20 protein-coding genes are annotated in these 19,905 nt (G+C 71.7%); 14 read left to right on the top strand and 6 right to left on the bottom strand.

Annotated elements, in window-relative coordinates; genetic code table 11:
- Positions 1–64 precede the first annotated feature (64 nt).
- Positions 65–1,309 (top strand): PucR family transcriptional regulator, encoded by a 1,245-nt coding sequence (locus tag AMYNI_RS0104335; protein WP_020666752.1) that lies wholly within the window; start codon positions 65–67, stop codon positions 1,307–1,309.
- Here AMYNI_RS0104335 and AMYNI_RS47010 read toward each other — a convergent pair.
- Positions 1,228–1,650, bottom strand: coding sequence for a hypothetical protein (locus AMYNI_RS47010; protein ID WP_157357248.1), 423 nt, complete (start codon positions 1,648–1,650; stop codon positions 1,228–1,230). The two genes, AMYNI_RS0104335 and AMYNI_RS47010, sit on opposite strands and share 82 nt — an antisense overlap.
- 174 nt (positions 1,651–1,824) lie before the next feature.
- Between AMYNI_RS47010 and AMYNI_RS0104325 the strand changes: the two genes are divergently transcribed.
- Entirely contained in the window at positions 1,825–2,544 is a 720-nt protein-coding gene (locus tag AMYNI_RS0104325) for a TetR/AcrR family transcriptional regulator (RefSeq protein WP_020666750.1), read from the top strand.
- A gap of 7 nt (positions 2,545–2,551) precedes the next feature.
- The gene (gene cutA / locus AMYNI_RS0104320) at positions 2,552–2,872 is read left to right on the top strand and encodes a divalent-cation tolerance protein CutA (RefSeq protein WP_020666749.1); all 321 of its coding nucleotides are present in this window, start codon (positions 2,552–2,554) and stop codon (positions 2,870–2,872) included.
- Here cutA and AMYNI_RS0104315 read toward each other — a convergent pair.
- Both AMYNI_RS0104315 and araD read right to left on the bottom strand, forming a co-directional pair.
- Positions 2,869–4,659 (bottom strand): VanW family protein, encoded by a 1,791-nt coding sequence (locus AMYNI_RS0104315; protein WP_026360044.1) that lies wholly within the window; start codon positions 4,657–4,659, stop codon positions 2,869–2,871. The genes cutA and AMYNI_RS0104315 overlap by 4 nt on opposite strands.
- Positions 4,660–4,720: 61 nt before the next feature.
- The gene (araD, locus tag AMYNI_RS0104310) at positions 4,721–6,439 is read right to left on the bottom strand and encodes an L-arabinonate dehydratase (protein WP_020666747.1); all 1,719 of its coding nucleotides are present in this window, start codon (positions 6,437–6,439) and stop codon (positions 4,721–4,723) included.
- Between the two features lie 72 nt (positions 6,440–6,511).
- On the opposite strand from araD, the gene AMYNI_RS0104305 reads away from it, so the two are divergent.
- The 3 genes from AMYNI_RS0104305 to AMYNI_RS43570 are packed head-to-tail and all read left to right on the top strand — an operon-like array spanning position 6,512 to position 9,288.
- Positions 6,512–7,162 carry a GntR family transcriptional regulator gene (locus AMYNI_RS0104305; RefSeq protein WP_020666746.1) on the top strand — a complete coding sequence of 217 codons (651 nt, stop codon included), beginning with the start codon at positions 6,512–6,514 and terminating at the stop codon, positions 7,160–7,162.
- A 7-nt stretch (positions 7,163–7,169) separates the two neighbouring features.
- Entirely contained in the window at positions 7,170–7,670 is a 501-nt protein-coding gene (locus AMYNI_RS0104300; protein WP_020666745.1) for a metallophosphoesterase family protein, read from the top strand.
- A 31-nt stretch (positions 7,671–7,701) separates the two neighbouring features.
- The gene (locus AMYNI_RS43570; RefSeq protein WP_020666744.1) at positions 7,702–9,288 is read left to right on the top strand and encodes a class I adenylate-forming enzyme family protein; all 1,587 of its coding nucleotides are present in this window, start codon (positions 7,702–7,704) and stop codon (positions 9,286–9,288) included.
- Between the two features lie 12 nt (positions 9,289–9,300).
- On the opposite strand, the gene AMYNI_RS0104290 is transcribed toward AMYNI_RS43570, so the two are convergent.
- The gene (locus AMYNI_RS0104290; RefSeq protein WP_020666743.1) at positions 9,301–9,906 is read right to left on the bottom strand and encodes a TetR/AcrR family transcriptional regulator; all 606 of its coding nucleotides are present in this window, start codon (positions 9,904–9,906) and stop codon (positions 9,301–9,303) included.
- A gap of 106 nt (positions 9,907–10,012) precedes the next feature.
- Here AMYNI_RS0104290 and AMYNI_RS0104285 point away from each other — a divergent pair, with 106 nt between their 5' ends.
- Complete coding sequence (locus tag AMYNI_RS0104285; protein WP_020666742.1) at positions 10,013–11,515, top strand: flavin-containing monooxygenase; 1,503 nt, start codon at positions 10,013–10,015, stop codon at positions 11,513–11,515.
- The gene (locus AMYNI_RS0104280) at positions 11,512–12,393 is read left to right on the top strand and encodes an SDR family oxidoreductase (protein ID WP_020666741.1); all 882 of its coding nucleotides are present in this window, start codon (positions 11,512–11,514) and stop codon (positions 12,391–12,393) included. Before AMYNI_RS0104285 ends, AMYNI_RS0104280 begins: the two co-directional genes overlap by 4 nt.
- 56 nt (positions 12,394–12,449) lie before the next feature.
- On the opposite strand, the gene AMYNI_RS0104275 is transcribed toward AMYNI_RS0104280, so the two are convergent.
- On the bottom strand, positions 12,450–13,628 hold the full coding sequence (locus AMYNI_RS0104275; RefSeq protein ID WP_026360043.1) for a saccharopine dehydrogenase family protein: 1,179 nt from the start codon (positions 13,626–13,628) through the stop codon (positions 12,450–12,452).
- A gap of 237 nt (positions 13,629–13,865) precedes the next feature.
- Between AMYNI_RS0104275 and AMYNI_RS0104270 the strand changes: the two genes are divergently transcribed.
- Positions 13,866–14,684 carry an SDR family NAD(P)-dependent oxidoreductase gene (locus tag AMYNI_RS0104270; protein WP_020666739.1) on the top strand — a complete coding sequence of 273 codons (819 nt, stop codon included), beginning with the start codon at positions 13,866–13,868 and terminating at the stop codon, positions 14,682–14,684.
- Between the two features lie 102 nt (positions 14,685–14,786).
- On the opposite strand, the gene AMYNI_RS0104265 is transcribed toward AMYNI_RS0104270, so the two are convergent.
- Positions 14,787–15,455 (bottom strand): TetR/AcrR family transcriptional regulator, encoded by a 669-nt coding sequence (locus tag AMYNI_RS0104265; protein WP_020666738.1) that lies wholly within the window; start codon positions 15,453–15,455, stop codon positions 14,787–14,789.
- Positions 15,456–15,516: 61 nt separating this feature from the next.
- Between AMYNI_RS0104265 and AMYNI_RS0104260 the strand changes: the two genes are divergently transcribed.
- The 5 genes from AMYNI_RS0104260 to AMYNI_RS0104240 all read left to right on the top strand — a co-directional run bounded on the left by AMYNI_RS0104260 (position 15,517) and on the right by AMYNI_RS0104240 (position 19,885).
- Positions 15,517–16,335, top strand: coding sequence for a thioesterase family protein (locus AMYNI_RS0104260; RefSeq protein WP_020666737.1), 819 nt, complete (start codon positions 15,517–15,519; stop codon positions 16,333–16,335).
- Positions 16,336–16,367: 32 nt separating this feature from the next.
- On the top strand, positions 16,368–16,871 hold the full coding sequence (locus AMYNI_RS0104255) for a GNAT family N-acetyltransferase (protein WP_020666736.1): 504 nt from the start codon (positions 16,368–16,370) through the stop codon (positions 16,869–16,871).
- A 107-nt stretch (positions 16,872–16,978) separates the two neighbouring features.
- Positions 16,979–17,836 carry a fumarylacetoacetate hydrolase family protein gene (locus AMYNI_RS0104250; RefSeq protein WP_020666735.1) on the top strand — a complete coding sequence of 286 codons (858 nt, stop codon included), beginning with the start codon at positions 16,979–16,981 and terminating at the stop codon, positions 17,834–17,836.
- Between the two features lies 1 nt (position 17,837).
- Positions 17,838–19,139 carry an enolase C-terminal domain-like protein gene (locus AMYNI_RS0104245; RefSeq protein ID WP_020666734.1) on the top strand — a complete coding sequence of 434 codons (1,302 nt, stop codon included), beginning with the start codon at positions 17,838–17,840 and terminating at the stop codon, positions 19,137–19,139.
- Positions 19,136–19,885, top strand: a complete 750-nt coding sequence (locus AMYNI_RS0104240; protein WP_020666733.1) for an SDR family NAD(P)-dependent oxidoreductase — start codon at positions 19,136–19,138, stop codon at positions 19,883–19,885. The genes AMYNI_RS0104245 and AMYNI_RS0104240 overlap by 4 nt, the downstream gene beginning before the upstream one ends.
- Positions 19,886–19,905: the final 20 nt, after the last annotated feature.

Here is a 19,905-nt window from a genome sequence, read left to right as displayed (position 1 = left end):
CATCATGAGCACGGTTCGGGTGCGCTGTGACTGGGCGCACAGGCAGAGTCGGCTGGAGATGGTTGTGACGGGTCACAAGGCGACGGTGGAACTGGGACTGCGGGGCGTGCCCTTCCACGCGCTGCTCGCCGGCCGGATGCCGGAGCTGAGCCGGCTGGTGCTGAGCAGGCTGCACGAGGAGATCCCGGCCTACCGCCAGCTCCCGGTGGAGGAACTGCGCGGCGACATCTCGTCGATCACCGCGGACACCCTGCGGGCCTTCAGCCGGAGCCTGCGGGAGGACCGGCCGTTGAGCGCGGCCGAGCTGGAGCAGATCACCGCCTCGGCCGCCCGGCGCGCGGAGGAGGGCTTCCCGCTCGCCGCGGTGCTGACCGCCTACCAGCTCGGCACCCGGATCACCCTGGCCGAGATCACCGCCGACGCCGGGCCCGAAGACGTGGCCGATGTCCGGGCCGTCACCGACCGGGTGCTCGCCTTCCTGCAGGACGTGGTCGGCGCGGTGACCACCGGCTACCTGGACGAGCTGCAGATCAAGTTCGGCCAGGAGCACAACGCCAGGGGTGCTCTGCTCTCCGCGCTGCTCGAAGGCGGTCAGGCGGAGGCCGGCGCGCGCTCGGCCGGGATCGAGCTTTCGCCCGCGTACCTGGTGCTCAGCCTGGCCGTCGGTGCGCATCCGGACGAGGTCGTGCCCGGGGTGGACGCGGCCATCGCGGTGCGCCGGAAGCTGCGCCGGCTGCTTGCCGAGTTCGACCACTTCGGCCGCGGCTCGGTGCTGGCGTCACTGGACGGCGCGGGCGGGGTCCTGCTGCTGCCCGCCGGCGGCGAGGACTGGGCCGACTGGTCTGGGCTGCTGCGGCGGGCGGCGCGGGCGGCCGGGGCCGAGGTCACCGCCGCCGGGCAGGTCGCCGGCCCGGCGGAGCTGCCGGAGGCCGCCGAGCGCACCGCCGAGGTGCTGGAGGTGGTGTCCTGGTTCGGCCTGGCGCCGGGGCTCTACCGGCTGGAGGACGTACTGGTCGAGTACCAGCTGACCAGGCCGGGCGCGGCGCGCGACCGGCTGGCCGCGCTGCTCGACCCGCTGGCGGACCGGCCCGAGCTGCTGGAGACCCTGCACACCTACCTGGCCGACGAGCTCAACCGGCGGCGCACCGCCGCCCGGCTGCACGTCCACCCGAACACGGTGGACTACCGACTGCGTCGGATCCGGGAGCTGACCGGGATCGACCCAGGTCACCCGGCCGGCCTGCCGCGCATCACCGCGGCGGTCGCGGCCCGGCGGGCGGGCGTAGGCCCGGAGCGGCGGACGCGCTGACGCGCGTGGTGCAGCGCGAGACCGCAACCGTGCGCGGCGGCCGCGGTCACCAGCAGGATCACCGCGGCCCGCCCGGCCGCCGGCGTCCAGACCAGTTCGCCGGCGCGGCCGAGCACGAACCCGGAGTGACACGCCCAGGCCATCGCGGCGGTGCCGAAGGCCGCGGGCAGCGTGGTCAGCACCGCGACCACGGCGGCCGCCCCGCACAGCGCGGCCAGCGCCGCGTCCGGATGCCCGGTGCCACCCGCGGCCACCGCCGCCACCGCGGTCAGTCCGGTGACCGCGAAACCGAGCGGGAAGCCGAATCCACCGTTGATCCGGCCCGGGACGGGCATACGCACGAGACGATTGCACGTCATGGCAAGCGTTTCCGGCTGCCCTGAACACGTTTTCCGTACGGTGCGGAAAACCTTGTTGACGGTTCCTTGACGTTGTGCCGCTTCGGCCGGACGCACGGAAGTCCGGTGGTTGCTCAGCGCGGGGGAGGGCGCGCCAGTACTGTTCCCCTCGTGGCGATGTCTTCGTCGGAGCCGGGACACCACCGGCCGCGGTCGCGGTTCGCGGCCGGACTGCCCGCGGTGACCGCGGAACGGGTGGTGGACGCCGCGCTCGGGCTGACCGAGGAGCTGGGCCTGGAGAACTGGACCCTGCGTCAGCTCGCGGCCGCGGTGGACGCCTACCCGGCGGTGATCTACCACCACGTCGGCGACCGGGACGCGGTGGTGGCCGCGGTGATCGAGCGGGTGATCACCGGCTACCCGCTGCCGCCGGACGACCTGCCGTGGCGGGACTGGTTCGTCGAGCTGCTCCGGGAACTGCGCGGCGTGCTGAAGCAGTATCCCGGGGTCGCGCGCCGGCTCTCGCTCTACGGCCCGTCGGTGAAGTCGGCGGCCAAGACCATCGACCGCGGGGTGCGGCTGCTCCAGCAGGCCGGTTTCGGCGACGAGTCGCCGCTGGTGTACCACCTGCTGCTGAACACGGCGTGCCAGTTCCTGGCCGCGGAGGACGACCGGGTGCGGGATCCGGCGGAGGGGCTGCGGGTCGCGCACGCCTGGATGGCCTACCGCGACTGCGCCGAAATGCCCGGTATGGCGTTGATGGCGGAGTCGGTGCGGGCGCGGGTGGAGAACCCGGAGCTGATCGCGGCCTACTACCCGTCGCTGTACGAGTACGCGATCCAGCGCTGCCTGGACGGCGTCGCCGTCCGGCTCGAAGAGCTCAAGCGGAATACCTGAGGGTGCCATGGCCGCGGACCAGCTGATCGTTTCGTCCACAGTGGACAGTGAGCGGGGTGCGCTCGAACTGGCCTCGTCCGCGGTGGAGGCAGGGCTCGGCGCCTGTGCGCAGGTCGTCGGCCCGATCACCAGCGTGTACCGCTGGCAGGGCGAGGTGCAGACCGACCAGGAGTGGCGGGTGGAGATCAAGACCACCGCCGGCCGGGCGCCAGAGCTGGTCGAGCACCTCAAGGCGAAGCACGGCTACGACCTGCCCGAGATCATCGCCACCCCGATCGAGGGCGGCAGCGCCGAGTACCTGCGCTGGCTGGCCGACGAGACCCGCTAGGGCGCTTCGCAGACGATCTTGGGCTGGGGGTTGTAGCGGACCGTGCGCGGCTCCCGGCGGACCTCCCGGTTGGACGCCGCGTCCCGCAGGACCCTGGTGTCGGTGGCGGTGAAACCCTGCGCGCCGTTGCCGGCGTGGCAGTTCTCCGCCGGGCCCGGCTTGGTCTGCGGCTCGGTGAAGTTCGTCCTGGCGCCGGGCACCGACTCGACGTTGTACTTCTTGGTGCCCCACAGCTTCACGGTGATCTGGGACGGGGTCCAGATGGTCTGCACGGCCACCCCGGTCTCGCTGTCGTTGGTGAACTTCAGGTCGATCACGCTGGCGCCGCCGTGGCTCTGGAACACGGTCGCCTCACGCGCCGCGGGGTAGCGGCTGATGTAATAGCTGTGCTCCTTGTGCCCGGCGTCCTTCATGCCGGCGAAGTAGGAGGCGTTGAACAGCGTGGTGGCGAACTGCGAGATGCCGCCGCCGACCTCGCGGCCCGGCGCGCCGTCGGAGATCACGCCCGCCTCCACGTAGCCCTGCGCGGTGCCGCGCGGGCCGGTGAAACCGTTGAGGCTGAAGGTGTCGCCCGGCTTGACGATCGCGCCGTCCACCTTCTGCGCGACCACCTTGATGTTGGTCCCGGAGTCCGCGGCGAAGCCACCGGTGCTGAACTCGCCGATCACCTCCTTGATGCCCAGCTGGTTGGCCTGCTCGGTGGTCACCTTCGCCGGGCTGGTGGTGTACTGCGCGACCAGCTGGCGGTCGCCGGTCCGCTTGAGCACCTCGGCCAGCGGCGCCAGGCTCGGCTCCCAGTTGACCTTCTTGCCGTCCTCGGACGGCTCCACCGCGGGCGAGCCGCCGTGGAAGACGATCTCCGCGTCCTTGCCCTCTTTTTCGGTGGACTTGAGCTGCGGGCCCACCGCTTCGACGATCTTGCCCTGGTCGAGCTTCGGGTTCAGCACGCCGCCGTCACCCGGCTCGAAGGTGAGCGCGGCCGCGATCGCCTTGGGCTCCAGCTTCGCGTCCTTGCCCTCGCCCTTGACCGTCACCGGCCCGGAGACCGCGGGCCTGGCGAACTGCTCCAGCGCCGCCTGCACCGCGCCCGGCGCGGTGCGCACCGGGGTGAGGTCCACCGGCAGGTCCAGCGGCTTGCCGGAGGCCCAGTCGCTGAGCACCACCTGCGTCGCACCCACCGGCTCCAGCTTCTGGCCCGGTTTCGGCTCCACCGGCACCGGTTTGGTGTTCTCGAACCGGACCGTGCCCTCGATCGGGTCGCGGTCCACCTTCGCGCGCAGTGCTTCGATGGCGGTGGACAGCTTGTCCTGCGCGGTCGCCGTGACCACCCCGACCTCGCGGCTGGAGAAGAACGAGGCGATCCGGGTGAACGGGTTGAGCGGCTGGCTGCCCGCCTGGTCCAGGGTGGCGGCCCAGTCCAGGTCGAGCCCGGCCTGCTTCGGGTCCAGGGACTGCTCGACGTCCCCGGCCTTGACCTGCACCGGCTGGGTGAGCCGCGGTTCGATCTGCTCGCGCAGGTGCTGCCCGGCGGCGGTGTGGTCCAGCCCGCCGACGTCCACCCCGGCGACGGTCACCCCTCGCGGCACATCACCCTGGGTGACCAGCAGGTCGACGCCGTAGAGGACGGCGAGCACGCCGACCACCGCGCCGCCGATGATGCCGGCCCGGCGCAGCGATCTGCGTCTGCCCGGGGCCGGGTCCTGCTGCGGTGCCGGCCGGTCGCTGATCGCGGGCAGCACATCGGTCTGCTCGGAATGCGACTCGGGCCAGACGGGTCCCTGCGGCAAGGCTCCACCCTCCACGTCCGACTGCGGGATACCGGACAACTGCACCCAAGATACGGGCGGCTCACCGTGGGTCCGGTTCCGGGTTGCCTCCGGTCCGCGCGAGGAAGCCGAAGTCGCAGCCGAGGTCCGCCTGGGTGACGTGCTCGCTGTAGAGCGCGCCATAACCACGCTCGAAACGCCGGGCGGGTTGCACCCACTGTGCCCGTCTTCTGGCCAATTCACCCTCCTCCACCTCCAGGCGCAGGAGCCGGCCCGGCACGTCCAGGGTGACCAGGTCGCCGTCGCGGACCAGCGCGAGCGGGCCGCCGACCGCCGACTCCGGCGCCACGTGCAGCACGCAGGCGCCGTAGGAGGTGCCGCTCATCCGCGCGTCCGAGATCCGCACCAGATCGCGCACTCCCTTGGCCAGCAGCCGGTCCGGGATCGGCAGCATGCCGTACTCGGGCATGCCCGGCCCGCCGATCGGTCCGGAACCGCGCAGTACCAGCACCGAATCCTTGGTGACCGGCAGATCCGGGTCGTTGATCCGCCGCTTGAGGTCGCGGTAGTCCTCGAAGACCACGGCGGGTCCGGTGTGCCGCAACAGGTCCGGCGCGGCGGAGAGGTGCTTGATCACGGCGCCGTCCGGGGCCAGGTTGCCGCGCAGCACGGCGACCCCGGCCTCGGCCGCCACCGGGTCGTCCAGCGTGCGGATCACGTCGTCGTTGTGCACCCGAGCGTCACGCAGGGTGTCGCCGAAGGTCCGCCCGGAAACGGTGAGCCGGTCGAGGTGCAGCAGGCCGGTCAGCCTGGACAGCAGCCCGCGCAACCCGCCCGCGTAGTAGAAGTCCTCCATCAGGTAGGCACCGCCGGGCCGGATGTTCGCCAGCACCGGGACCCGCCGCGCCGCCGCGTCGAAGTCGCCGGGCCGCAACGGGATTCCGCTGCGGCCGGCCATCGCGATGAGGTGGATCAGCGCGTTGGTCGAGCCGCCGAGGGCGAGCACGGTGGTGATCGCGTCGGCGTAGGCCTCGCCGCAGAGCACCCGCGAGATGGTCAGGTCCTCCCAGACCATGGCCACCGCGCGGGCCCCGCTGGCGGCGGCCATCCGCTGGTGCGCGGAGTCGACGGCGGGGATGGCGGCCGCGCCGGGCAAGGTCAGCCCCATCGCCTCGGCGGCCGAGGTCATCGTGGACGCGGTGCCCATCGTCATGCAGTGTCCTGGCGAGCGGGCCAGTCCGTTCTCCAGCTCGGCCAGCTCGGCGTCGCCGATCAGGCCGGCCCGCCGGTCGTCCCAGTACTTCCACAGGTCGGTGCCGCTGCCGAGGGTCTCGTCGCGCCAGTGCCCGCGCAGCATCGGCCCGGCCGGCACGAACAGCGCCGGCAGCCCGGCGCTGGCCGCGCCCATCAGCAGCGCCGGGGTGGTCTTGTCGCAGCCGCCCATCAGCACCGCGCCGTCGAGCGGGTAGGACCGCAGGATCTCCTCGGTCTCCATCGCCAGCAGGTTCCGGTAGAGCATCGGCGTAGGCTTCTGGAAGGTCTCGGACAGGGTGGCCACCGGGAATTCCAGCGGGTAGCCGCCCGCCTGCCAGACCCCGCGTTTGACCTGTTCGGCCCGTTCGCGCAGATGCTGGTGGCAGGGGTTGATGTCGCTCCAGGTGTTCAGGATGCCGATCACCGGTTTGCCGAGGTGCTCCTCCGGGTTCAGCCCGAGTTGCCTGGTGCGTGAGCGGTGGCTGAAGTTCCGCAGTTCGTCGCCGCCGTACCAGCGATGGCTGCGGAGGTCTTCCGGGTTCTTCATGCGGGCCGCCTCGGTGTGAAATATGAAGTCTCATATACGATAGGGCGGTTCCGTCCGAAGGGGGAGTAGCCGATGCCGGAAACGTTCAGCCTGCCCGCCTCGCGCACCGAGGTCGTGCTGGAGGAGATCCGCCGCAGCATCCTCACCCGCGAGCTCAAGCCGGGCCAGCCGCTGGTGGAGGCCGATCTCGCCGCCCGGCTCGGGGTCTCGAAGACGCCGGTGCGCGAAGCGCTGAAGGTGCTGTCCAACTCCGGCCTGGTCACCTTCAGCCCGTACAAGGGCGCTTCGGTCTGCACGGTGGACGCCGAAATGGCCAAGTCCGTCTACGACGTGCGGCTGGTGCTGGAGCCGGAGGCGGTGCGCCGCTCGGTGGCGGCCAAGAACCCGGCGTTGCTGGAAGAAGCGGCCGAGACGCTGAAGGAAGCGTCGTCGGCTATCGCGGAGCGGGACCACGCCGCGTTGAGCCTGCTGAACCGGCGCTTCCACCGCGCGCTCTACCGCGGCTGCGGGAACCCGCTGATGATCGGCATCCTGGACGACCTCAAGGACAGGGCCGCGCTGATCAGCATCGTCGGCTGGGAGAGCAACCCGAGCTGGCGCAAGGAGTGGACCGAGCACAAGGCGGTGCTTGCCGCGGCGAAGAAGGGGGACGCGGAGGGCGCGGCCGGGTTGCTGCGCGCGCACATCGGCGACTTCCTGCAGCGGATCCTCGCGGCGATCTGAGTCGGTCGTGGAACTGCTGATCATCGCGGACACCCATCTGCCGAAGCGGGCGCGCGACCTGCCGGACGAGGTCTGGCGGCTGGCCGCCTCGGTGGACGTGGTGGTGCACGCGGGGGATTGGGTGGAGGCGGCGCTGCTGGACCGGCTGGAGGCCGCGGCGAAGCGGGTGATCGGGGTCTACGGCAACAACGACGGCCCGGACCTGCGGGCCAGGCTGCCCGAGGTGGCGGTCGCCGAGCTGGCCGGGCTTCGGCTGGCGGTGGTGCACGAAACCGGCCCGGCGAAAGGTCGCGAGCTGCGCTGCGCCCGCGACTACCCGGACGCCGACGTGCTGGTCTTCGGGCACAGCCACATCCCGTGGGACAGCACCGCCCCGAACGGCCTTCGATTGCTCAACCCCGGATCGCCGACCGATCGTCGCCGTCAGCCCCGGCACACCTACCTCACGGCACGGGTCGATCACGGTGCCCTGGCAGAGGTTGAACTGCACGCGCTCCCGCCGCGATGATCGGGGCCCGCCGACGAGGAGGAGATACCCGATGCCCGCGCTGGCGACCTTCCCCCAGCAGCTCGCGGACGCCGCCGGCACGCACGGCGACCGCATCTTCATTTACACACCATCGGGTGAAATCTCCCGCGAAATCTCCTATGCCGATCTGGACCGGCTGAGCACCAGGGTCGCGTCCGGGCTGCTCGGCCGGGGCCTGCGCCCCGGCGACCGGATCGCGATCGCGGCCCCGAACGGGATCGAGTGGCTGGCCCTGTTCTTCGGGGCGACCAGGATCGGGCTGCTGGTGGTGACGCTGAACGTGCGCTACCGGGAGCACGAGCTGGAGTACATGCTCAACCACTCCGGGGCGAAAGCGGTGGTCACCGTTTCGGCACTGGCCGACTTCGACTACGCCGCCTTCTACGCGAGCTTCCGCGAGCGCATCCCCGGCGTGGAGCACATCTTCTTCATCGAGGGCGTCGGCGGTGCTGCCGCTGCCGGCCCGGCCTTCAGCGAGCTGGCCCGCGCCGAGCCGGACACCGACGCGGTGCTCGCCGCGGAGGCGGGCGTCGAGGCGGACACCCCGGCGGTGATCCTGTACACCTCGGGCACCACCGGCACGCCCAAGGGCGCGGTGCTCACCCACGGCAGCGTGCTCGCCTCCGCCGCCGCGCAGGCCGGGCATCTTGGCACCGGGGACGAGGACGTGTACCTCGGCCTGCTGCCGCTGAACCACGTCGGCGGGCTCACCTGCACGGTCTCCGCGGCGCTGGTGTCCCGTGCCGCGGTGGTGCTGATGCCCTCGTTCTCCCCGGAGACCGCGATCGCGGCCGCTGAACGGCACCGGGTCACGGTGTTCGGCGGCGTGCCGACCATGTACACGCTGATCCTCGGCCGCCCGGAATTCGCGTCGGCGGACCTCGGCTCGGTGCGGATCGCGCTGGTCGGCGGGTCGAACGCGGACCCGGCGCTGTGCGCGTCGATCGCCCAGCGGTTCCCGGACGCGCGGCTGACCAACCTGTACGGGCTCTCCGAATGCTCGGGCGGCTGCGTGTTCAGCGCCGCCGAGGACGATCTGGCCACCGTGTCCAGGACGCTCGGCGTGCCGATCGGCGACTTCCAGGCCCGCGTGGTGGACGGCGGCGGAACCGAGGTGGGCCCTGGCGGCGAAGGCGAGCTGCACCTCCGCGGCGGCGGGGTGGCGGCCGGTTACTGGGGCACGGCTGGGGAAGGCGCCGAGACCTTCCTCCCCGGCGGCTGGCTCGCCACCGGGGACATGGTCGCGCTCGAACCGGACGGGCACCTGGTGCTGCGCGGCCGGAAGAAGGAGATGTTCCTGCAGGGCGGCTACAACGTGTACCCGGTCGAGGTGGAGAACGTGCTGACCGCGCATCCGGCGGTGGCGATGGCCGCCGGGATCGGCGTGCCGGACCCGGTGCTGGGGGAGATCGGCCGCTACTACGTGGTGCCCAAGCCCGGTGTCGACGCACCGGGAGAGGCCGAGCTGATCGAGTTCTGCCGGGCTCGTCTTGCCGACTACAAGGCCCCCAGGCAGATCCGCTTCGCCGAAGAGCTGCCGCTCACCCCGGCCGGCAAGATCGCCAAGGCCGCGCTCCGCGCCTCCGCCGACACGTGACGTTCAGTCCGCTCAGGACGTCACGTAGCTGCGGGCCCCGGCGAAGATGCGGATGACGTCGGGCAGCACGTTGACCGGGATGCCGGGGTCGATGGCGCGTTGCACGCCGAGCCCGATGCCGAGGCTGAGCAATGCGGTCGCGGTGTCGTCGGCGGACATCGGCAGCACGATGTCGAACCGGTCGGAGTAGCTGGTGAGCAGCCCGGCGATGGAGTCGCGGATGGCCTTGTCCCGTACCGCCAGCTCCCGCCGGATCTCCGGGTCGTGCCGGGCGTTGGTGGCGAACTCGACCTCCAGCGCGGTCCACGCCTCGTCGCCGATGCTGCGTTCGGCCCAGGCTTGGAACGCGGTGAGCAGGCCGTCCATCCCCTCGGCGCCGACCAGCGACTCGGCCATCAGCTCGGCCTGCTCCTGGTGGATCCGGTCCAGCGCGGCCAGGCAGAGCTCGTCCTTGCTGCGGAAGTTGGAGTAGACCGCGCCCTTCGAATAGCCCGCCTCGTCGGCGACCTTCTCCAGCGACGTGGCGGAGTAGCCGTCGCGCAGGAACAGGTCCTTGGCCGTCGCGACGAGCTGCTCGCGGGTGCGCGCCTGGCTTTCGGCGCGGGTGAGTCTGGCCATGGGAACACTCTATTCGCTGATCGGGCCAGTATCGGGATACTCGCGGTCTTTATTGAACATTGTTAGGGGTACCCTTGGTATTGAGATACTGCTAGTCTCCGGCCGTATGGAGCAACGTCACTTCGAAGTGCTGGTGATCGGTGCCGGCGCCTCCGGCATCGGCGCCGCGATCCGCCTCCGCCAGGCCGGGATCACCGAGTTCGCGGTGCTGGAGAAGGCCGCTGAGCTGGGCGGCACCTGGCGCGACAACACCTATCCCGGCTGCGCCTGCGACGTGCCATCGGCGCTGTACTCGTACTCGTTCGCGCCCAACCCGGAGTGGACCCGGATGTTCGCCGGGCAGCCGGAGATCCGTGCCTATCTGGCCGACACCGCGCGCCGCCACGGGGTGACGGGGCACCTGCGGTTCGGGGTGGAGATGCTCCGGGCGCAGTGGGACGCCGCCGGCAAGCTCTGGCGGCTGGAGACCAGCAAGGGGAAGTTCAGCGCGCGGATCGTGATCGCCGGCACCGGGCCGTGGCACGAACCGAAGATCCCCGAACTGCCCGGCCTCGACGGCTTCCGTGACTCCGGCGGCGAGGTCTTCCACTCTTCGCGCTGGAACCACGAGTACGACCTGACCGGCAAGCGGGTCGCGGTGGTCGGCACCGGGGCGTCCGCGGTCCAGTTCGTGCCGGAGATCCAGCCGAAGGTGGCCGCGCTGCACCTGTTCCAGCGCACCGCGCAGTGGGTGCTGCCCAAGCCGGACCACTACGTGCCGCGCGTGGAACGCCGGCTGCTGCACCGGTTCCCGCGGACCCAGCGCGCGCTGCGGGCCGTCGAATACGGCGCGATGGAGGCGCTCGGCGTCGGCTTCCGGCGGCCGTGGATCCTGCGCCAGGTGCAGCGGATCGGCCTGGCGCACCTGCGGCTGACCGTGCGCGACCCGCGGCTGCGCGCGGCGCTGACCCCGGACTACACCCTGGGCTGCAAGCGGCTGCTGATGTCCAACCGCTACTATCCGGCGCTGACGAAGTCCAATGTGGACGTTCATGCCACCGCGGTGCGCGCGGTGGAAGGGAACAGGGTGCTCGGCGCGGACGGTTCCTCGGCCGAGGTGGATGCCATCATCTTCGGCACCGGCTTCCACATCCTGGACATGCCGGTGGCGGACCGGGTGTTCGACGCGGGCGGGCGCAGCCTGGCCGAGCACTGGCAGGGCAGCCCGCGGGCCTACCTCGGCACCACGGTGGCCGGGTTCCCGAACGCCTTCCTGCTGCTCGGCCCCAGCCTCGGCACCGGGCACAGCTCCGCGTTCATGATCCTGGAGGCGCAACTGGCCTACGCCATGGACGGCGTCACCCGGATCCTGCGGCACGGCTGGACCGAGGTGGACGTGCGGCGCGACGTGCAGGACGCGTTCAACGACGAGGTGCAGGCGGCGTTGCCGGGCACCGTCTACAACTCCGGTGGCTGCTCTAGCTACTACCTGGACGAGAACGGCCGCAACAGTTTCAACTGGCCGTGGTCGACCGGGCGGCTGCGGGCGCGGATCCGGGAGTTCGACCCCGCCGAGTACACGGTCGACACCGTCGGCCGGGACGTGGAAGCAGAGCGGAGCGTGTCGTGAAACTGCCTTTCTCCCACCGTTACCCGGCGATCGACCTGGCCGGCGCGGTCGTGGTGGTCACCGGCGGCGGGCGCGGGATCGGCCGCGCCACCGCCGAGGCGTTCGCGGCGCGCGGCGCGACCGTCTGCCTCGGCGACCTGGACCGCGCGGCAGCCGAGGAGGCCGCGAAGGCGATCGGTCCGGCCACGCGTCCGTACACAGTGGACGTTTCGGCGCGGGCGTCCTTCGAGGCGTTCAGCTCCGCGGTGCTCGCCGAGTTCGGCCGGATCGACGTGCTGGTGAACAACGCCGGGGTGATGCCGCTCGGCGACTTCCTGACCGAGGCGGACGCGCTCAGCCGGACCACGATGGACGTCAACGTCTGGGGCCCGATCCACGGGATGCGGCTGGTGCTGCCCGCGATGATCGCCCGTGGCCGCGGGCACGTGGTCAACATCGCCTCCATGGCCGGCAAGATTCCGTTGCCGGGGATGGCGGTGTACAACGCGAGCAAGTTCGCCGCGGTCGGGCTGACCGCCGCGGTCCGGCGGGAGTACGCGGGCACCGGGGTGAGCGTGAGCGCGGTGCTGCCCAGCGCGGTGCGGACCGGGCTGGCGTCCGGGGTGCCGCTGGGCGGGGGCCTGCCGACGGTGGATCCGGAGGACATCGCCGCCGCGGTGCTGCGCAGCTGCCGCACCCGGCGGGCGGAGATCCCGGTGCCCGGCTACGTCGGCGCCTGGGACCTGCTGGCCGCGCTCACCCCGGAACCGCTGATGAACCTCGGTCGCCGGCTGATCGGCGACAACCGCGCCCTCACGTCAATCGATCCCGCCGGACGTGCCGACTACACCCAGCGCGTCGCCAAGCAGGTCGAGTCCCGCGGTCAGGGTCGTGAGTGAAAAGCGTTGCTGGGGGCAACACCTCGGGTGCGGGTGTCCCGCTTAGACACCGTCACTCACGAGCCGGGCAGGGTGCGGAAGGTGATGCCGGCTTTGGTCAGGCGATCGACGAGCGCGTCGCCCATGGCGACCGCGGTGGTGAGCTGTCCGGCCGTCTCCGGTAGATCGTCCACGGCCAGGCACAGGGCCGACTCGGCGAGCATCTTCGCGCTCTCGTCGTAGCCGGGGTCGCCGCCGGAGACCTCGGTGACCACCCGCTGCCCGCCGCCCTCGCCGACGAACCTCACCTCGAACCAGGACTGCGCCCGCCGCTCCGGGCTCGGCCCTTCGCCGGGCTTGCGCAGGTTTCCCAGCGCGTTGCGGACGGGCGGGACCTGCGCGAGGGCGGCCATGGCCGCCACGCCCGCCGCGCCGGCGAGGACGGTCGGCAGCCGCTTGACCGCGGCGTAGTGCGTGTAGCCGAAGTCCGGTCCGTACTCCTCGAGCGCGGCCGCCGAGCGCGCGACGATCTGCGGGTCCAGGTTCGGCAGCGGCACCAGCCAGTGCCCGGTTTCGTGGTCGCGACGCGGCCTACCGGTCAGTGCCCGCGCCCGGCGCCCTTCGGGGCGTGGCTCGGCATTGGCGCGTTCCTTCGCCGCCCGCCACATCGCCACCGGCCTGGCGGCTGCGGTCAGGGCGCTGGCGAAGGTGCCGCCGGAGAGCGTCGCGCCGATGCGGACCTGCCCGCGGACCTGGAGCGGTACGTCCGAGGGAAGCTGCCGCACGGTGTAGAGCACCCCGAGGTCGTAGGGGATCGAGTCGAACCCGCAGGCGTGCACGATCCGCGCCCCGCTCGACCGCGCCTTCGCATGTTGGTTCAGGTAGGTGCGGTCGACGAACTCCGGCTCACCGCACAGGTCGACGTAATCGGTGCCCGCCTCGGCGCAGGCCGCCACCAGCGGCGCGCCGTACAGCGCGTACGGCCCGACCGTGGTGATCACCACCTTGGTGGCCCGTGCGACTGCCAGGATCGAGTCCCGGTCGGTGATGTCCGCGGTCAGCAGCGGCAGCTCCGCGCAGGCCGGATCGAGCGCGGCCAGCCGGGCGCGCACGGCTTCGAGCTTGCCCCGGTTGCGCCCGGCCAGCGCCAAGCGAAAGCCGGGTGGCGCGGCGCGGGCCAGGTACTCGGCGGTCATGCCGCCGGTGAACCCGGTCGCCCCGAAGACGACCACGTCGTATTCGCGTGCAGCAGTCATGAGGGTTATGCACTATCTGGTCGACGGGGGCCGCCCGGAGGGTGGCTCGCGGCGGCCGGATGCCGGTGACGCACGGACGGCGGGCGCACCGGCAAGGGTGCATAACGTTCATTTGAATTAGACACAGTCATACCTGGTCACTCCTGTGTGTTGACACTGCGTACCGGGAGCGGCGATAGTACTGACGGTAACAGATACTTACGGTATCTCGTATCTCCCAGTCGAAGGGACGCGCGGATGAAGGACTTCACCGGCAAGGTCGCGGTGATCACCGGGGCCGGTTCGGGCATCGGCAGGGCGCTCGCGCTGAACCTGGCCGGGAAGGGGGCCGCGCTGGCTCTGTCCGATGTGGACTCCGCGCGGGCCGCGGATACCGCGGCGCACTGCGAGAAGGCCGGTGCGCGGGTGCAGTCCTACCAGCTCGACGTGGCCGACCGGGGGGCCGTGCTGGCGCACGCCGAGCAGGTGGCCGGGGAGTTCGGCAAGGTCAACCTGGTGGTGAACAACGCCGGGGTCGCGCTCACCGGCACGGTCGCCGAGATGACCTGGGACCAGCTCGACTGGATCGTCGGGATCAACTTCGGCGGGGTGGTCAACGGCACCAAGGCGTTCCTGCCGCACCTGATCGCCTCCGGGGACGGGCACCTGGTGAACATCTCCAGCGTGTTCGGCTTGATCGGCGTCCCGTCGCAGAGCGCGTACAACGCGACCAAGTTCGCCGTCCGCGGGTTCACCGAGGCGCTGCGCCAGGAGATGCTGATCGAGAAGCGCCCGGTGCGGGTCAGCTGCGTGCACCCCGGCGGGATCAGGACCAACATCGCCCGCGACGCGCGGGCGGCCGCGAGCCGCAACACCGACGAGCTCGCGCGCGCCTTCGACAAGATCGCGCGCACCTCGCCGGAGGCCGCGGCCGCGACCATCCTGCGCGGCGTGGCCCGCAACAGCCCGAAGATCCTGATCGGCGCGGACGCCTACCTGATCGACGCGCTCCCGCGCGTTTTCGGTGCCACCTACCAGCGCCTGGTCGCCCTCGCCGCCAAACGGACCCTCCGCTGACCCGTCGTCACGAGCAAACTCACCGCCGCGTTCGGCAAACTCGCGAGTTGGCCGTTCCCGGCACCGAGTTTGCTCGTGGCGGCACCGAGTTGGCCGGTGGCGTCAGTGGGTGAGCCGGGCGGCGAAGGTGTCGAGTTCGGTGGTGAGGGTGGCGGCGGCCGGGATGGTGCGGCGGGGGAGGCGGGACGCCAGCGCGGAGCCGAGGCCCGCCATCCGGATGGTGTCGTCGATGAAGGCGTCGAGGTCCTCGGGCCAGGCGAAGCCGGGTTGCGCGATCAGCAGTGAGACGCAGCCGTGCAGGGCCGACCACAGGCCGAGCGCGAGCACCTTCGGGTCGCCGCGCAGCACACCGGCACTTACGCAGGCCGAAACGCCGTCGACCATGTGCCCGAAGCAGGTCGCCGAGGCCTGCGGGCTACCCGGCCGCATCATCAGCAGCCGGTACTGCACCGGGTGGTCGAGGGCGAACCTGGCGTAGGCGTGCCCGCACCGGCCGAGCGCGAGGAACGGGTCCTCGGCACTGGCCGCGGCCGCGTGCATCCGTTCGCGCAGCTCGTTCCACGACCGCAGGCAGACCGCCTGGACCAGCGCCTCCTTGTCGGCGAAGTGCAGGTACACCGACGGCGTGGTGACCCCGGCCAGCCGCGCCACCGCCCGCAGGGTCAGCGCGTCCTCGCTGCCGGACTCGACCAGCAGCTCCTCGGCCACCCGCAGGATCTCCTCCCGCAGGCGCTCGCCCTCACCGCGCCGGGCCCGGACCCTGGTGCTCATGGGACGAGGTTGACATCGTTAACCTGACGGTGTCAACTTGATCGCAGGGAAGGGAGGGCTGATGGGAAGCTTCACCGAGGCCACCGCGGTCGTGCCGCGCGGTTCGAAGTCCGGGACGGCGGTTTTCGACACCGAGCTCGACCCGCAGTGGGCGATCGGCACCAAGCTGCACGGCGGGTACCTGCTCGCGATCCTGGCCAGGGCGGCCGCCGAGGTGACCGGCCCCGCGCATCCCCAGCCGACCGCGGTGAGCGGCCTGTTCAGCACCGCCCCGGACTCCGGCCCGGCGGTGGCCGAGGTGGAGGTCCTGCGCGCCGGTCGCGGGGTGACCCAGGTCAGGGCGCGGCTGAGCCAGCACGACCGGCCCTGCGTGGAGGCACTGATCACCCAGGGCACGCTCAGCGCGGACGCTCCGGCCTGGTCCGCGCTGACCGCGCCCGAGCTGCCGCCGGAACAGGACTGCGTGCCGGCGACGGTGGAGGCGCCCGGCGGCGAGTTCAAGGTGCCGCTGATGGAGGTCGTCACCCAGCATCTCGACCCCGGCTCGTTCGGTGCCGACTTCGGCACCCGCTCGGCGCCGGGGTGCATCCAGACCTGGCAGCGGCTCGCCGACGGCACCGACTGGGACCCGCTCAGCCTGCTGGTCGCGTTGGATCCGGTGCCGCCGGTGTCCTACCAGCTCGGCCTGCCGGGCTGGGCGCCGACCGTGCAGCTCAGCGCCTATCTGCGCGCGCTGCCCGCGCCGGGCCCGGTGCGGGTGCGGATGACGGCTACCGAGGTGACCGGGGACCGGATGGACGAGGTCGCGCACGTCTGGGACGCCACCGGACGGCTGGTCGCGCAGGCCACTCAGCTCGCCGGGGTGCGGCTGCCGGGCTGAAAACCGCTGGACGGCCGGGTCAGGATGGCTGTGTGCGCAATTCGGTGACCCCCACCCCGGCGTGGGAGATCAGCCCCGCCCGGCCCGAGCAGCCGGAGGCCGCGGCCGTGCTCCGGCGCTACTACGTCGAGATCGTCAACCGGTACTGGCAACGCGAAGTGGCCGAGTCCGTGGTCGACATGGCGATGGCGGAGGAGCCCAGCGACGACCTGGTGCCGCCGACCGGCCTGTTCCTGGTCGCCACCGCCGGCGGGCGAACGGTCGGATGTGTCGGCCTGCGACTGCGCGAACCCGGCACCGCCGCGCTGACCCGGATGTACGTCGACGCCGCCGCGCGCGGCCAGGGCGGCGGCTCGCGGCTGCTGCGCGCCGCCGAGCGGGAGGCGCGCGCCCTCGGCATCCGCCGTCTCCGGCTGGACACCCGGAATGACCTGGTGGAGGCCAGGGGGCTGTACGCCAAGAACGGCTATGCGGAGGTCGAGCCGTTCTGGGAGGCCACCTATGGGGAGCACTTCTTCGAGAAGCACATCGACTGAGCTGATCACTCCGCGATCACAACCCGTCCGCCCCCTAGATTCCCGGCGGGCGATGAGATATACATCGGATGTCTTGCTTGCTAACGCTCCGGCGAGAGGAAACATCCGTGCAGTTGCTGCGCCTCGGTGCCCCGGGAAGTGAACGCCCCTATGTTCGCGCGGACGGCGGGACCCTGCACGACCTGAGCCCGCTGACCGCCGACATCGACGGCACTTTCCTCGCAGCGGACGGCATCGCGCGGGTACGGGACGCGCTGCGCGACGGTGCGCTGCCCGCGGCCGTCGAGCCGGGAACGCGGAACGGCGCGCCGATCGCTCAGCCGGGCAAGGTGGTCTGCGTCGGGCTGAACTACCGCGGGCACGCCGCCGAGACCGGTGCCGCGATTCCCGAGGAGCCGGTGCTGTTCATGAAGGCGCCGGACGTGGTGGTCGGCCCGGACGACCCGGTGTTCCTGCCGCGCGGCTCGGTCAGCACCGACTGGGAGGTCGAACTCGGGGTGGTGATCGGCAAGACCGCGCGGTACCTGGAGAGCCCGGCGGAGGCGCTCGGCCACGTCGCCGGCTACGTGCTGTCGCACGACGTCTCCGAGCGCGACTTCCAGCTCAACCGCGGCGGAACCTGGGACAAGGGCAAGTCCTGCGAGAACTTCAACCCGCTCGGCCCGTGGCTGCGGCCGGCCGACGAGATCGCCGACCCGCAGGCGCTGGGCCTGCGGCTCTGGGTGAACGGCCGCAAGTGGCAGGATTCGTCCACAAAGGACATGGTCTTCGGGGTGGCCGAGATCGTGCACTACGTCAGCCGGTTCATGGTGCTGCGGCCCGGCGACCTGATCAACACCGGCACCCCGGCCGGGGTGGCGCTCGGCCAGCCGGAACCGAAACCGTACCTGCGGGCCGGCGACGTGGTGGAGCTCGAGATCGACGGGCTCGGCCGCCAGCGCCAGTCCGTCACCAAGCAGGGCTGAAATGGCGCGCATCACCGGGATGGAGGTGCTCGACGTCCGCTTCCCCACGTCGCGGGAGCTGGACGGGTCCGACGCGATGAACCCCGATCCGGACTATTCGGCCGCGTACGTGGTGCTGCACACCGACGGTGGGCCGGACGGCTACGGGCTGACCTTCACTATCGGCCGGGGCAACGACGTGCAGGCCGCCGCGATCGAGTCGCTGTCCGGGCACGTCGTCGGGCGGGAGGTGCCCGAGGACGCGGCGGCGCTGGCCGCGCTTTCGGCCACGCTGATCGGCGACTCGCAGCTGCGCTGGCTCGGCCCGGAGAAGGGCGTGGCGCATATGGCCGTCGGCGCGGTGGTGAACGCGGCATGGGACCTCGCCGCCCGCCGGGCCGGCCGTCCACTGTGGAGGTTCATGGCGGAGATGAGCCCGGAGGAGCTGGCCGGGCTGGTGGACTTCCGCTACCTCAGCGACGCGCTCACCGAGCAGGAGGCGCTGGACATCCTGCGCGCGGCCGAGCCGGGCCGGGCCGAGCGCACCGAACGGCTGCTCGCCGCCGGGTACCGGGCGTACACCACGTCACCTGGCTGGCTCGGCTACTCCGACGCGAAGCTGGTGCGCCTGGCCGAACAGGCCGTGGCGGACGGTTTCGGCATGATCAAGCTCAAGGTGGGCGGCGACCTGGCCGACGACGTCCGCCGGATGAAGCTGGCCAGGGAGACCGTCGGCGACGACGTGCGGATCGCGGTGGACGCGAACCAGCGCTGGGACGTGGACGCGGCGGTGCGCTGGATGCGCGAGCTGGCGCCGTACGACCCGTACTGGATCGAGGAGCCGACTTCGCCGGACGACGTGCTCGGGCACGCCAGGATCGCGCGCGAGCTGGCGCCGATCAGGGTGGCCACCGGGGAGCACGTGCACAACCGGGTCGTTTTCAAGCAGCTGCTGCAAGCCCGCGCGATCTCGGTGCTGCAGCTGGACGCGTGCCGGGTCGGCGGGGTGAACGAGAATCTGGCGATCCTGTTGCTGGCGGCCAAGTTCGGCGTGCCGGTGTGCCCGCACGCGGGCGGGGTCGGGCTCTGCGAACTGGTCCGGCACCTGGCCATGTTCGACTACGTGGCGGTCTCCGGCACCGACGAGGACCGGGCCATCGAGTGGGTGGACCACCTGCACGAGCACTTCACCGACCCGGCCGTGGTGCGGGACGGCCGCTATCTCACCCCGACCGTTCCGGGCTTCTCCGCGCGGATGCACGACGCTACGCTGCGGCGGTTCCGGTTCCCGGACGGTCCAGAGTGGACGGAGACGAGCCCTTGACGGATTTCCACGGACTGAACGCGGTGGTCACCGGCGGTGCCTCCGGTATCGGACTGGCCACGGCCGGGCTGCTGGCCGCGCGCGGCGCGTCGGTGGCGGTACTGGACCTGAACCCCGAGGTGCCCGGTGAGCTGGCCGGTTTCCGCTGCGACGTCACCGACGACGCGAGTGTGGTGGCGGCGGTGGCGGCCGCCGCGGACGCACTCGGCGGGATCGACGTGCTGGTCAACAACGCCGGAATCGGCGCGCAGGGCGACGTTTCGGCCAACGGCGACGATGAGTGGCACCGGGTGCTGGACGTGAACGTGGTCGGCATGGCCAGGGTGAGCCGGGCCGCGCTGGCGCACCTGCGGCGTTCCGAGGCGGCCGCGATCGTGAACACCTGCTCGATCGCGGCCTGGGCCGGGCTGCCCGGCCGCGCGCTCTACTCGGCCAGCAAGGGCGCGGTGCTCGCGCTGACCCTGGCCATGGCCACCGACCACCTCGCGGACGGGATCAGGGTGAACTGCGTCTGCCCCGGCACGGTGGACACCCCGTGGGTGGGCAGGCTGCTCGACTCGGCCGAAGATCCGGCCGCGGAACGGGCCGCGCTGCGCGCCCGGCAGCCGATCGGGCGGCTGGTCGGCGCGGACGAGGTGGCGAACGCGATCGCCTACTTGGCCAGCCCGCTGTCCGCGTCCACCACCGGCAGCACGCTCGCCGTGGACGGAGGCATGTACGGGCTGCGGCCGCGCCCGAAGAACTAGACCACCCGCTGGCATCAAGC

The organism is Amycolatopsis nigrescens CSC17Ta-90 (assembly GCF_000384315.1).
Classification (GTDB): Bacteria; Actinomycetota; Actinomycetes; order Mycobacteriales; family Pseudonocardiaceae; genus Amycolatopsis; species Amycolatopsis nigrescens.
Note: the sequence above shows the minus strand (reverse complement) of the source record. Positions and strands in the feature narration are given on the sequence as shown.

What these genes read in the sequence shown, in the direction of transcription:
- AMYNI_RS0104285 (WP_020666742.1), top strand. Translation starts at nt 10,013, where the DNA reads ATGGAGCAACGTCACTTCGAAGTGCTGGTGATCGGTGCCGGCGCCTCC.
- AMYNI_RS0104290 (WP_020666743.1), bottom strand. Translation starts at nt 9,906, where the DNA reads ATGGCCAGACTCACCCGCGCCGAAAGCCAGGCGCGCACCCGCGAGCAG.
- araD (WP_020666747.1), bottom strand. Translation starts at nt 6,439, where the DNA reads ATGAAGAACCCGGAAGACCTCCGCAGCCATCGCTGGTACGGCGGCGAC.
- AMYNI_RS0104245 (WP_020666734.1), top strand. Translation starts at nt 17,838, where the DNA reads ATGGCGCGCATCACCGGGATGGAGGTGCTCGACGTCCGCTTCCCCACG.
- AMYNI_RS0104260 (WP_020666737.1), top strand. Translation starts at nt 15,517, where the DNA reads ATGGGAAGCTTCACCGAGGCCACCGCGGTCGTGCCGCGCGGTTCGAAG.
- cutA (WP_020666749.1), top strand. Translation starts at nt 2,552, where the DNA reads ATGGCCGCGGACCAGCTGATCGTTTCGTCCACAGTGGACAGTGAGCGG.
- AMYNI_RS0104265 (WP_020666738.1), bottom strand. Translation starts at nt 15,455, where the DNA reads ATGAGCACCAGGGTCCGGGCCCGGCGCGGTGAGGGCGAGCGCCTGCGG.
- AMYNI_RS0104275 (WP_026360043.1), bottom strand. Translation starts at nt 13,628, where the DNA reads ATGACTGCTGCACGCGAATACGACGTGGTCGTCTTCGGGGCGACCGGG.
- AMYNI_RS0104305 (WP_020666746.1), top strand. Translation starts at nt 6,512, where the DNA reads ATGCCGGAAACGTTCAGCCTGCCCGCCTCGCGCACCGAGGTCGTGCTG.
- AMYNI_RS0104325 (WP_020666750.1), top strand. Translation starts at nt 1,825, where the DNA reads ATGTCTTCGTCGGAGCCGGGACACCACCGGCCGCGGTCGCGGTTCGCG.
- AMYNI_RS0104270 (WP_020666739.1), top strand. Translation starts at nt 13,866, where the DNA reads ATGAAGGACTTCACCGGCAAGGTCGCGGTGATCACCGGGGCCGGTTCG.
- AMYNI_RS43570 (WP_020666744.1), top strand. Translation starts at nt 7,702, where the DNA reads ATGCCCGCGCTGGCGACCTTCCCCCAGCAGCTCGCGGACGCCGCCGGC.